General features: G+C 59.2%; 13 protein-coding genes. 4 read left to right on the forward strand and 9 right to left on the reverse strand.

Features of this window, described 5'->3' with window-relative positions; translation table 11 throughout:
* Positions 1-44: 44 nt before the first annotated feature.
* The 3 genes from ftsH to pyk are packed head-to-tail and all read right to left on the reverse strand — an operon-like array spanning position 45 to position 4,717.
* Positions 45-1,964 carry an ATP-dependent zinc metalloprotease FtsH gene (gene ftsH, locus DXY29_RS00720; protein WP_115022002.1) on the reverse strand — a complete coding sequence of 640 codons (1,920 nt, stop codon included), beginning with the start codon at positions 1,962-1,964 and terminating at the stop codon, positions 45-47.
* 58 nt (positions 1,965-2,022) lie between these two features.
* Entirely contained in the window at positions 2,023-3,252 is a 1,230-nt protein-coding gene (locus DXY29_RS00725) for an ABC transporter permease (protein WP_115022005.1), read from the reverse strand.
* 13 nt (positions 3,253-3,265) lie between these two features.
* Positions 3,266-4,717 (reverse strand): pyruvate kinase, encoded by a 1,452-nt coding sequence (gene pyk / locus DXY29_RS00730; RefSeq protein WP_115022007.1) that lies wholly within the window; start codon positions 4,715-4,717, stop codon positions 3,266-3,268.
* Between the two features lie 56 nt (positions 4,718-4,773).
* Here pyk and DXY29_RS00735 point away from each other — a divergent pair, with 56 nt between their 5' ends.
* Positions 4,774-5,103: a nucleoside triphosphate pyrophosphohydrolase family protein gene (locus DXY29_RS00735; RefSeq protein WP_115022009.1), complete on the forward strand. Its 330-nt coding sequence runs from the start codon at positions 4,774-4,776 to the stop codon at positions 5,101-5,103.
* An 8-nt stretch (positions 5,104-5,111) separates the two neighbouring features.
* Positions 5,112-5,597: a hypothetical protein gene (locus DXY29_RS00740; RefSeq protein ID WP_115022016.1), complete on the forward strand. Its 486-nt coding sequence runs from the start codon at positions 5,112-5,114 to the stop codon at positions 5,595-5,597.
* Here DXY29_RS00740 and DXY29_RS00745 read toward each other — a convergent pair.
* Genes DXY29_RS00745 through ilvA form a run of 3 tightly spaced genes read right to left on the reverse strand, consistent with a single transcriptional unit; the run spans position 5,586 to position 7,973 of the window.
* Positions 5,586-5,882 carry a YggT family protein gene (locus DXY29_RS00745; protein WP_115022017.1) on the reverse strand — a complete coding sequence of 99 codons (297 nt, stop codon included), beginning with the start codon at positions 5,880-5,882 and terminating at the stop codon, positions 5,586-5,588. The genes DXY29_RS00740 and DXY29_RS00745 overlap by 12 nt on opposite strands.
* A 24-nt stretch (positions 5,883-5,906) precedes the next feature.
* Positions 5,907-6,404 carry an SMC-Scp complex subunit ScpB gene (gene scpB / locus DXY29_RS00750; RefSeq protein ID WP_115022019.1) on the reverse strand — a complete coding sequence of 166 codons (498 nt, stop codon included), beginning with the start codon at positions 6,402-6,404 and terminating at the stop codon, positions 5,907-5,909.
* Between the two features lie 39 nt (positions 6,405-6,443).
* Positions 6,444-7,973, reverse strand: a complete 1,530-nt coding sequence (gene ilvA, locus DXY29_RS00755) for a threonine ammonia-lyase, biosynthetic (protein ID WP_115022021.1) — start codon at positions 7,971-7,973, stop codon at positions 6,444-6,446.
* Positions 7,974-8,053: 80 nt separating this feature from the next.
* On the opposite strand from ilvA, the gene dxs reads away from it, so the two are divergent.
* Both dxs and DXY29_RS00765 read left to right on the forward strand, forming a co-directional pair.
* Entirely contained in the window at positions 8,054-9,985 is a 1,932-nt protein-coding gene (dxs, locus tag DXY29_RS00760; protein ID WP_115022023.1) for a 1-deoxy-D-xylulose-5-phosphate synthase, read from the forward strand.
* A 13-nt stretch (positions 9,986-9,998) separates the two neighbouring features.
* On the forward strand, positions 9,999-11,186 hold the full coding sequence (locus tag DXY29_RS00765; RefSeq protein WP_115022025.1) for an NAD(P)/FAD-dependent oxidoreductase: 1,188 nt from the start codon (positions 9,999-10,001) through the stop codon (positions 11,184-11,186).
* A 52-nt stretch (positions 11,187-11,238) separates the two neighbouring features.
* Here DXY29_RS00765 and psaK read toward each other — a convergent pair whose 3' ends face one another.
* The 3 genes from psaK to DXY29_RS00780 form a co-directional block, all read right to left on the reverse strand.
* Positions 11,239-11,496 (reverse strand): photosystem I reaction center subunit PsaK, encoded by a 258-nt coding sequence (psaK, locus tag DXY29_RS00770; protein WP_115022027.1) that lies wholly within the window; start codon positions 11,494-11,496, stop codon positions 11,239-11,241.
* Between the two features lie 68 nt (positions 11,497-11,564).
* Positions 11,565-11,852: a DUF3593 domain-containing protein gene (locus DXY29_RS00775; protein WP_115022029.1), complete on the reverse strand. Its 288-nt coding sequence runs from the start codon at positions 11,850-11,852 to the stop codon at positions 11,565-11,567.
* Entirely contained in the window at positions 11,842-12,138 is a 297-nt protein-coding gene (locus DXY29_RS00780) for a DUF2499 domain-containing protein (RefSeq protein WP_115022031.1), read from the reverse strand. Before DXY29_RS00780 ends, DXY29_RS00775 begins: the two co-directional genes overlap by 11 nt.
* Positions 12,139-12,188 lie beyond the last annotated feature (50 nt).

The raw sequence follows: 12,188 nt of genomic DNA on the forward strand, positions 1-12,188 counted from the left end.
CCCGCCTGAGTAAGGCGGGGGCTTTTGGTTGTTGGATCTTGGACTCAGTCCAGGGTGACGACGGTGCGGTCTTTTTCAGGAACAGCGGTGAATTCAGCGACAACAGCCTTGAACTCATCACCATTCATGGTTTCCTTCTCAATCAGCAATTCCACCAGGCGGTCAATAGCTTCACGATTGGAAGCCACGATCTCCACGGTTTCGTCATAACAGCGCTTAACCATGTCGCGCACCTGGATATCGATCTGCTGGGAAATCGACTCGGAGATTTCGCTACGAGACATCAAATCCCTGCCTAGAAAGACTTCCTGACCACCACCCTCAAGGGCAACAGGTCCAAGATCACTCATGCCTAGCCGGGTCACCATGTTCCTGGCCATCGAAGCCACCTGCTGGATGTCGCCACCGGCTCCAGTGGTGACTTCTTGGTGACCGAAAACAACGTCTTCGGCTGCCCGACCGCCAAGAGCACCCATGATCCTCGCCTTGAGCTGTGCACGGGTGACAAGGGTTTGCTCCTCATCCGGCGAGAACCAGGTGAGACCTTGGGCTTGACCACGAGGAACCAGGGTGACCTTCTGAACAGGGTCGTGATCCTTAACCAGCGTTCCGATCAGGGCGTGACCAACCTCGTGGTAAGCGATCAGACGCTTGCTGCGACCGTCGGTAAGGGGACGTCCTTCCATGCCGGCGATGATGCGGTCGACTGCGTCGTCGATCTCACTCAGACCGATGGAGTCCTTCCTGCGGCGGGCGGTGAGGATGGCTGCCTCGTTCATCAGGTTGGCCAGGTCAGCACCGGTGAAACCTGGAGTCCGTCGGGCAATGCTTTCTAGAGAGAGCTCTGTGTCAAGCTTTTTGTTGCGGCAGTGAACATCGAGGATGGCAAGACGTCCTTTGATGTCAGGAGCATCAACGGTCACCTGGCGATCAAAACGACCGGGTCGCATTAACGCTGAATCGAGTACGTCGGGACGGTTGGTCGCCGCAATGATGATGATTCCGCTATTTCCTTCAAAACCATCCATCTCCGTCAGGAGCTGGTTTAGCGTCTGCTCGCGCTCGTCGTTGCCTCCACCGATTCCCGCACCGCGCTGACGGCCAACGGCATCGATTTCATCGATAAAGATCAAGCAAGGGCTGTTTTCTTTGGCCTTTTTGAACAAGTCACGGACACGGCTGGCACCAACACCAACAAACATCTCAACAAACTCAGAGCCCGAAAGAGCAAAGAACGGAACCCCTGCTTCACCTGCAATGGCTTTGGCGAGAAGTGTTTTGCCTGTTCCAGGAGGGCCGACCAGCAGCAGGCCACGCGGGATCTGAGCACCCACGGAAGTAAATCGCTCGGGCTGCTTGAGGAAGGTGACGACCTCTTCGAGTTCCTGCTTGGCTTCTGTGACGCCTGCGACGTCGTCAAACATCACGCCAGTTTCGGCTTCCATCATGAACTTCGCCTTGCTCTTGCCAAATTGCATGGCTTGACCAGGGCCGCCTGGCATGTTGCTGTTGCGGCGAGCCAGAAAAATCAGCGCACCAATCAGCAAAAGTGGGAACAGGAGATTGCCCAGCACGCCAAGGGCAGGTGGTGCCGTGCGAGGGGGATGGATATCGAAGCTGATGCCTTCAGTTTTGAGTGTGTTGATCAGCTCCGGAGCAAGGCCTGGGAGGTCAACGCGAAGTCTCTGAACTCTGTTGTCGAGGTCTGGATCGACGGCTTCCACAACAGCGTTGCGGCCGCCGTCATAGATATCAACGGCTGTCACACGACCTGCTTCGACGTAGTCGAGGAAGCGGCCATAGCTCATGCGGGCCACCGCTGCATTGCGTGGAGCAACAGTTGTGCCATTGCTGTCTTGGCTGAGGCTATTGATGCCTCCGTTGCTGACCACCTGCCAACCAATCAGCAAAACGACGCCGATCGGCAGAAGCCAGAGGGCAAGAAGGCGCCAGCGCTGATTCATGAGCCAAAAGAAATCGTTAACTAGTGTAAAGGAGATGGACTGGATTTCGGGGCCTTCTTTAGAGGCTTCTCAGGGCAACAATCGGGTCGAGCTTGGCGGCTCTACGGGCGGGAACGACGCCGAAGAACAGTCCGATGGATCCTGAGAGTCCCACCGTGACAACAACTGTTGTCGCGCCGATTGCGGCCGGGAGTGGTGTGAATGCAGCCACAAGGCTCACTGTTCCCAGTCCAACCAAGGTGCCGATGGCACCGCCCAGGCTGGCGAGCACCAGCGACTCCACAAGAAACTGCTGCAGCACATCGCTGCTGCGGGCTCCCAAGGCCTTGCGCAGACCGATCTCCTCGGTGCGCTCGCTCACGGAGACCAGCATGATGTTCATGATCCCGATGCCGCCTACCAGGAGAGAGATCCCTCCGATGGCAGCGAGCATCAGAGTGAGGCCTCCGGTGATGGTGCCGACGATGGTGAGGGCATCCTTCTGGGAACGCACCGCGAAATCGTCATCCCGAAGAATCCGGTGACGCTGTCTCAGCAGATTGGTGATCTGGAACTTGGCTGCGCCCGTGCTTTGTTCATCCCTTGCTTCAACACTGATGAAGGTGAGGCTGACGCCGTAAATGGGATCCCGACCGGTGATCCGGCTCACCATTGTTGAGAGAGGGATATAGGCATTTTCATCCTGGTTGCTCCCGAACACGGCTCCTTTCGGGGCCATCACACCGACAACCTTGAACGCCTGATTGCCAATCCGAACCTGCTGACCGATCGCCGCACCGGTTGGAAACAGTTTGGTCCGCAGATCAGAGCCCAAAACCGCAACAGCTCGAGCGCCTGATTCGTCCTGGGAACTGATGAAACGTCCCTTCGCAACCTCAAAGCTGCGAACCGGCACAAACTCCGGTGTGACGCCGTAGATCGAACTTGTGGCACTGCGCGCCCCGGCCTGAACCACCTGGTTGCTGTTGATTTGGGGCGCCACCCGCTTGACGCTGGGGACTTGTTCCGCGATGGCTTCTGCGTCTTCAAGCACGAGGGTCTTCGGACGCGTTACTCCCTGGCGACGGGTGTTGTTGTTGCCCGGAACCACAAACAAGACGTTGGCGCCGAGATTGGTCAGCTGCTCTTCAGCCAGCCCCTGAGCACCACGTCCAACGCCCACCAGGGTGATCACCGAGGCGTTTCCGATCACGATGCCCACCATGGTGAGCAGGCTGCGAAGTCGGTTGCTCCGCAGGGTGGACAGGGCCATCCGCACCGTTTCAGTGGCGGGCATGCGCCGGTTCATGGTGTGTTGTCGTTCAGAGCAGTGTCGCCTCAGCTTCGTTGCTCACGATGCTCACTTTGACCAGATCAGTGGATCCAGAGACCCCTGCATGGGTGCCTGCGGACTGAATGACGAGATCTCCCTCCTTGAGCAGATTCAGCTCCCTGGCTTTAACCATGGCCGCGTGAAAGGTCTGCGTGGTGCGTTCTCCCTGAGGGATGACAAGGGGGGTGACCCCCCACACCAGCTGAAGGCGACAGGCAACGGTGCGATCAGGTGTGATGGCCAGGATCGGCGCCGCCGGTCGGAACTTGCTGACGTTGCGTGCCGTTGCGCCACTTTTGGTGAGGGGAACAATCGCCGATGCGTTGAGTTGGCTGGCGATAGTGCTGACCGCACCACTCAATGCGTTGGGAATTGTGCTGGGTAAGTGGCTGTCGATCGAGCGCTGGGGATAGTCCTTCTCGATCCGTTGGGCGATGGTGGCCATGGTCTGCACGGCTTCCACGGGGAAATCCCCCACAGCGGTCTCGTTGGACAGCATCACAGCGTCGGTGCCATCAAGGATGGCGTTAGCTACATCGCTAACTTCGGCACGGGTCGGCCGGGGGCTGGAGGCCATTGAATCCAGCATCTGGGTCGCCGTGATGATCGGAATGCCCAGGCTGTTGGCCTTGCGGATGAGTTCCTTCTGCAGCAAAGGAACTTCCTCCGCCGGCATCTCCACTCCCAGGTCACCACGGGCCACCATTACGCCGTCGCAGAGCGGAAGAATGGAATCGATCTGATCGATGGCCTCAAATTTCTCGATCTTTGCCACGACAGGGGTTTCATGACCGTGGTCACGGATCAGCCCGCGGATTTCCTCCATGTCGGAGGGGTTGCGCACGAAGCTGAGGGCAACCCAGTCCACCCCCTGACTGAGACCGAAAGCCAGATCAGTCTTGTCCTTGTCGGTCAGGGCACGGACGGAAAGCTGAACGTCGGGGAAGTTGACGCCCTTGTTGTTCGAAAGAACACCGCCAACGGTGACGGTGCAATGCAGGGTCTGCTCCGCTTTGTCGACGGCATCGACCTTCATCTCGACACGGCCGTCGTCGAGAAGAATCCTGCTCCCGGCGGTGACTTCGTCGGCCAGTTTGTCGTAGGTCACCGTTGCGATGGTTTTGTCGCAGCTCACCGGTCGTGAGGTGAGCGTGAACGGATCCCCGTTGGCCAGGGTGATCGGCCCCTCAGCGAATCGCCCCAGCCTGATTTTTGGACCCTGAAGGTCCTGGAGGATGCCGATGGTCTGCCCCAATTCTTCAGACACCTGACGAATGGTGGCGATGCGTGCGGCGTGTTCGCTGTGGTCTCCGTGGGAGAAATTCAGCCTGAACGTCGTCGCGCCAGCCCTCACAAGTTCCTTGATGCGCTCTGGACTCTCAGTGGCTGGTCCGATGGTGGCCACGATCTTGGTCCGTCGGTTCAGGTCGAACTGGCCCATATCGTGGCTGAAAATCCTTGCGGAAACTACCATCCGGGCGTTTCCTAACGGGCCCCATGGAGATGAATTCCTATCAGGACGCTGCTCGAAAGACGGCTGCCTACCCGGATGTGGGCTGTAATCCGATCTATCCGACCCTCGGTTTGACGGGAGAAGCTGGCGAGGTTGCCGACAAGGTCAAGAAGGTGATTCGCGATCGTCAGGGTGTCTTTGATGTTGAGACCCGCGAAGCGATCAAGTTGGAACTGGGCGATGTGCTCTGGTACGTGGCTCAGCTGGCCAGCGAAATGGGTTATGACCTGAACGATGTGGCAGAAGCCAATCTTCAAAAACTGTCGAGCCGAGCTGCCCGTGGGCGCATCGGCGGCAGCGGTGACCAACGTTGATCTGCCCGATGTTTCGTCGTTTTTTTACGCTTCTTTTGAGCCTGCCGCTGCTGCTGGGACTGGCGCTGCCCTGTGATGCCGCTGAACTGCAACTCAGTGGGGTTCGTTTGGATCCCTGCAGTGAACAGGACCCCGGTAATCAGCCCGACTTGAGCCGTCCGGTGGGTGCCAGCTGCTATGTGCTGACGGGTGACGTTGAGAACAGCAGCCGGGACAGCGTTGTCGACACCGACGTTTACGCACGAATCCTGGACGCCAGTGGTGAACCTGTGCTTCCAAACAGAACCCGGGTGGGATCGATCGGCGATGTGAACCCCGGTCAATCCCAGTTTGCGTTGCGTATTTCGGTTCCTGCCGGAACGCCAGGACCGTTCGAGATTAAAAATGCCCGGGCGCGTGGTTTCAAAGCGCCAGTTCGAACCCGCGTCGATGCCGACGACGACGATCTGCTGCCGCTTGAACGGGGTATCAATCTGGATTCTTTACCAGGTTGATCCCGACATGTAAAAAGCACTGATGGACTGCCCCACCAGGCTCTGAAGCAGATTCAAGGCCAGGAACGCCAGGATGGCGGAAAGATCGATTCCTCCCAGGGGCGGAATTAGTCCCCGGAAAGCGTTGAGGTAGGGATCGGTGATCGCACTGACGCTGCTCAGCACCGGGTTGCCCCAGTCGAGGTTGGGGAACCAGCTCAGCAGAACCCGAACGATCAAGACCAGGGAGTAAATCTGCAGGGTCTGGGACAGCACCTGCAGCAGGGTGACGGGAAGAGATTCCATGACGAGGGCTGATCTCCTCCGACTTTATGCAGCTTCTGTCAGATCGGTTGCACCGAGATCAGGAAGCACTGAGAAGGTGCGATGGAATTTTTCGGTGAGGGTGATCCAGTAGGAGCGGCCTTCACTTTGACGGCGGCGTTCGATGAACTCCTGCGCCACCAGTTCCTTGATGTGGTCATAGGCACCCGATCCACGCAGATCCACGAGATCGGATTGGAGAATCCGCTTCTTCAGGGCAATGGTTGCGAGGGTTCGCAACGTTGCGGTGGAGAGATTCACCGGCAGCAGGTCTTTCACGAGATCGCCCATGCCCGGCCTCAGCTGCAGGCCGTAGCGACCGCTCTGCTCAACGATCTCCAGTGCACTGTCTCGCTGGGCGTAGGAGGCGGTGAGAGCTACGAGCGCTTCCTCCACGTCGCGACGCTCGGTTCCTGCCAGCTCAGCCAGTTCGCCGACACTGACGGGTCTGCCCTTCAAATAAAGAACGGCCTCGAGCCGTGTGGGCAGGGATGCAGACGTCATCACAACCCCTCAAGAGCACTCAAGTTACCGTCCAGAAACTCAGAGGAACAGTGCATAGGCAGGGTTGTTTGTTTCATCCCAGTGGCGATACCCCAGGGCACTGAGAAAGTCGGTCCACCCTTCCATCTCCTGTTTCGGCACCAGAACTCCCACCACGATTCGCCCTACGTCGGCACCGTGGTTCCTGTAGTGGAAGATGCTGATGCTCCATCCCGGGTGTAGGGCATCAACGAAGCTCATCAGGGCACCCGGTCGTTCGGGGAATTCGAAGCGATACAGCAGCTCTCGGCATTCCCCGGCGCAGGCCGTTCGCGCTGAAGAGGGCAGCCGACCTCCCACCATGTGGCGCAAATGGACCTTGGCGAATTCGTTGTCGCTGAGATCAAGAGAGGGAAAGCCACCCTGCTCCAGTTGGTTCAGTAGCGATGACCGATCGTCCTCATCCTTCACCTGCACACCGATGAAGATCTGCGCCGTGGCGCCATCGGTCATGCGGTAACTGAATTCCGTGAGGCTGCGTTCCCGCAGTAGTTCGCAGAGGCGCCTGAGGCTGCCGGGTGATTCGGGAATCTCCACGGCCAACATCGCTTCCCGCTCTTCACCGAGCTCAGCCCGTTCGGCGATGAAGCGCAGGCGGTCGAAATTCATGTTGGCGCCGCAGGCCACCGCTACGAGATTGCGACCTGCTTGGTTGCGATCGGCCACGTCCTGCTTGAGACCGGCAATCGCCAATGCGCCCGCAGGTTCCAGGATGGAGCGGGTGTCTTCGAAGACATCTTTGATGGCGGCACAGATGGCGTCGGTGTCGACCCGGACCATCCGATCGACAAACCGTTGGGCCAACTCAAAGGTGTGTTCACCCACTTTCCTCACGGCGACACCGTCGGCAAATAGGCCCACCTGCTCCAGCTCCACCCTCTGCCCCTGCTCCAAGGAGCGGGTCAGGGCATCGGCATCGATCGGTTCCACACCAATGATCTCGGTTTCAGGCCAGAGCCGTTTGACGTAGGCGGCGATTCCGGCGATCAGGCCACCTCCACCAACTGCCACGTAGATGGCGTTGGGTGGCTGCTCTGCCTGGCGCATGATCTCCATCCCGATCGTCCCCTGACCAGCTATCACCTCGGGATCGTCAAAGGGGTGGATAAAGGTGAGACCTTCGGCTTTGCAGCGCCGCTGTGCTTCTGCGGAACACTCGTCGTAGGTCTCGCCATGGAGCACGACTTCACCGCCCAGGGCGCGCACGGCGCGCACCTTGACCTCCGGCGTCGTGCTTGGCATCACAATCACCGCTCGACAGCCGAGTCGCTTGGCACTTAGCGCCACTCCTTGGGCATGGTTACCTGCACTGGATGCAATGACACCGCGCTTCAGCTCGTCTGCGCTCAGCTGTGCCATGCGGTTGTAAGCGCCGCGCAGTTTGAAGGAGAACACCGGCTGGAGATCCTCACGCTTCAACCAGACCGTGTTGTTCAGTCGGCGGCTCAGATTGGGGGCGTGATCCAGGGGGGTTTCACGCGCCACGTCGTAAACGCGTGCACGCAGGATCCGCTGCAGGTAGTCGGTCATCTCACCATTCTTCCAAGGGTTCGATCCAGACAGCATCCGGGCTGGTTCCCGTAGATTGCTCGTATTGGAACTGGCAGTGCATGCATCTCGGAGATCTCAAGCATCCGAATGAACTGCACGGACTCAGCCCGGCTCAGCTCGAGGATGTGGCACGGCAGATCCGTGAGAGGCATCTGCAGGTTGTGTCGACCAGTGGTGGACACCTTGGTCCTGGTCTGGGTGTTGTGGAGCTCACACTCGCTCTTTACCAGACCCTCGACCTCGATCATGACCGCGTGGTCTGGGATGTCGGTCATCAGGCATACCCCCACAAATTGATCACAGGGCGGTTCAACGATTTCGATTCCCTGCGCCAGCAGCGTGGGGTGGCTGGATACCTCAAGCGTTCGGAGAGTGGCTTCGATCACTTCGGAGCCGGTCACGCGAGCACGTCGATATCCGCTGCGCTGGGGATGGCGATGGCGCGAGACAACAAGGGTGAGTCGTACAAATGCGTTGCTGTCATCGGTGATGGTGCCCTGACAGGCGGCATGGCCCTGGAAGCCATCAATCACGCGGGGCACCTTCCCAATACCCCGCTCCTGGTGGTGCTGAACGACAACGACATGTCGATCTCCCCACCGGTGGGAGCCCTATCGAGTGTTCTGAACCGTGCGCGGCTCAGCCCACCGATGCAGTTCATCTCGGGAAGTGTCGAAGAGAGTGTTCGTCACCTGCCGTTTATGGGTGGAGAGCTTCCTGCGGAACTCAATCGCCTGAAGGGAAGCATGCGACGTCTCGCTGTTCCCAAGGTTGGTGCCGTGTTCGAGGAACTCGGTTTCACTTACATGGGTCCGATCGACGGCCACGACATCGGTGAGATGGTGCGCACTTTTCAGGCGGCCCACCGTGAGGGTGGTCCTGTTCTGGTGCATGTGGTCACGACAAAGGGCAAGGGATATCCCTACGCCGAGGCTGATCAGGTCGGCTACCACGCGCAATCAGCTTTCGATCTCAATACCGGTAAGGCGATCCCCTCATCGAAACCCAAGCCCCCCAGCTACAGCAAGGTGTTTGGTCAAACCCTCGTCAAGCTGTGCGAGCAAAACAGTCGGGTGGTGGGAATCACTGCGGCGATGGCCACCGGTACCGGGCTCGATCTGCTGCAGAAGGCCATCCCCAACCAGTATGTGGACGTCGGCATTGCCGAGCAGCATGCCGTCACCCTTGCAGCGGGGATGGCATGTGAAGGCTTGCGTCCTGTCTGCGCGATCTACAGCACCTTTCTGCAGCGGGCCTACGACCAGTTGATCCACGACGTTGGAATCCAGAAGCTGCCGGTCACCTTCGTGCTGGATCGTGCGGGCATCGTCGGTGCCGATGGGCCGACGCACCAGGGTCAATACGACATCAGCTACATGCGTGCCATTCCCAATTTCACGGTGATGGCTCCGAAGGATGAGGCTGAGCTGCAGCAAATGCTGGTGACCTGCCTCAGTCACGACGGACCGACAGCCCTGCGCATTCCCCGGGGATCGGGTGAAGGCGTGCCCTTGATGGAAGAGGGTTGGGAATCCCTGCCGATCGGCCGTGGAGAACTGCTGCGGGAAGGTGACGACTTGATGATCGTTGCCTACGGCTCCATGGTGGCGCCGGCTCTTGCCACAGCCACCCTGCTTGAGGAAGCAGGTCTTTCGACCACGGTGATCAATGCCCGGTTCCTGCGGCCGCTGGACCAGGCCCTCATTCATCCTCTGGCTCGACGCATCCCCCGTGTGGTCACCATGGAGGAGGGAGCCCTCCCCGGAGGATTTGGGGCCGCCGTTCTCGAGTCGTTGAGCGATCAGGACATCACTGTCTCAATGCTGCGGATCGGCATCCCCGATCAGCTGGTCGATCACGCCACTCCTCAACAGAGCAAGGAAGCTCTTGGCCTAACTCCTGCACAGATGGCTGAACGCATCCTTGAGCGCTTCAGCAAGGCCGCTGGTGATATGCCATCCAGCGCTTCGATCAAGGCTCTGCAGGCCTGAAGCGGAAGGATCTGTGTCGGTTCTAATCGTTGGTGCGGGGCCTTCCGGTGCCCGCCTGGCGATCCAACTGGCGCGCAGGGGTGCTGAGGTCACCCTGGTGGATCGCTTGATGGATCCGGATCGCAATGCCTATTCCAGCGCAGCTCTTCCTCTGGAGGCTGTTCGTCGGCTTGGCCTGCCGGATGAAATCATTGCCGCAACCTGGCAGGGCTGGCAGCTGCACGATCCTTCCGGTCTGGTGCATCAGTGGTGGTCTGACGACGATCTGGGGGTGGTGCTCGACTTCGGCAGGCTCCGTTCCTTCCTCTGGTCGGAAGCGCGTCGCCATGGTGTGGAGTTGATTCAAGGCTGTCGGGCAGTTCTGAAAAGCCTCAGCGCAGAGAACGCCACCGTGCAGCTGCAGACGCGCGATGGTGTGGAGTCGTTGCGCTCAGTCCGGTGGCTGATTGACGCCACGGGTGCTCGTCGCGATCTGCTTCAGCAGGCTGGTGTCAAGCCCAATCCAGCTGATCCGCTGCTGCAGGGGATCGGTGTCGAGTGGCTGCTTCAAGCCGATGATCGCCACGCCGCAGCCTGGCGGGATCGGATCAGTTTTTTTCTGGGGACACCCTGGATCAGCCACGGATACGGCTGGATCTTCCCTATGCAAGGACAACGGCTGAAGGTGGGTGTCTGTCAGCTTCCTCCGCCCCATCGTCAGACCCCCGGCAGCCTGGCGCAGCCCCTGCAGCGGTTGATTCAACGCTGCGGCTTGTCCGACTGTCTCGTTCTGGATCGCCATGGTGGGCCTGTTTCCAGCTCGATCTCCCGATCTGAAGCGCTGGGTGCCGATGCGCTGTTGGCTGTTGGAGATGCGGCAAGTACAGCCAATCTTCTCGGTGGAGAAGGCATCCGCCATGCGATGGACAATGCCGATCAACTGGCCGATCTGTTGATCGCTGATGGGATGCGCGGCGACTCAGCAACCATTCCCCATCGCTACAGACAGGAACTTGACGCCAAGCGGAGCTGGCGATGGTCGGTGTCAGGCCGTCTGGCGCGGCGCACCTGGTGGGGTCTCAACAATTGCCGGGCTGATCAACGACTCCAACGTCTGATCAATGGACTTTCTTCCACAGCAAAAGCAAGTGCTCTCTCTGAGCTGCTGTTTGAGTACAGATTCGAGCGTTACGGCTTACGCCTGTTGCCCTATCTGCTTTGAGCGATGTTGTTTCCGGGGAGGAGCCGTGGCTCCTTCCCGGAAAGGTGTTGCTTCAGAGCACACCGCGGGCTGCCAGACCCTGGATTGCACCGATGCCGATGATGTGGCCAAGGCTGGTGGTACCGAGCATGGCTGCATGTCCCATTCCACCGAAGAAGGTGGAGTTGGGAAGTGCAGCGCCTTCGTTGGGGTGCTTAATCGTGGCCTTGCCGACCATGATGGCAACCACATTGCAGAGGATCATCACCAGGGCGACCTTGGGAGACCAGGACACGGTGGCGGGAGCGATCGCGAAAAGGTGGGTCAGCATTCGAGCCAATGAGCGACACCTCATCATCCGGGGCTTCCGCCCTCTTGCCTGAGTCTCTTAAGAGTTGTTCACCCTTTCTTGGGGGTCGGTAGCAGCAGTCCGATCACCAGAACGGTGTTGCCGAGCGTTAGGAAGGCTTCTGCACCACCGTGCAGCCAGTCGATCTCCACCAGTTCCGCTGAGCAGCAGCGCAGAGCTGCGATGGCGGCAACAATCGTGACGGCTACGAACAGCAGTGTGAGTTGAAAGCCGCGTTCCGCCATCTGCGGAAGTGCCTTACTCCTGTGGAGCCAGAAGAGAAACAACAAATAAGGGATTAGCGAGACCGCAAACAGGGGTGCGGGATCAAAGTTCATTGACCACCCCGTCAGCCACCCGACGCCGTTGGAGCTGCCATGCCGCAAACGCCAGGGTGCTGTTCCCGATCACGGTGAATAGGGCCTGAAGGGTGACCAGGCCCCGCAGAGCGTCGCTGTTGTCAAACAAGTGCCATGTGCAGGCTGCCATCGCACTCACCAGGGCCGGAAGCATGGCCCAGGCCATGCCTGACAGTCCGCGTCGATGCATCAACACGATCGCCACACACCACTCGATCACTGAGGCGACGTGGATCCACCAGGTTCCGAGAGACAACGCGTGCATAGCCCGAATCCTAGGAATCCGTTGATAATGCTTGGAGTGAACAGGCTGCT

The sequence above is a fragment of the Synechococcus sp. UW69 genome, from assembly GCF_900474185.1.
GTDB lineage: Bacteria > Cyanobacteriota > Cyanobacteriia > PCC-6307 > Cyanobiaceae > Parasynechococcus.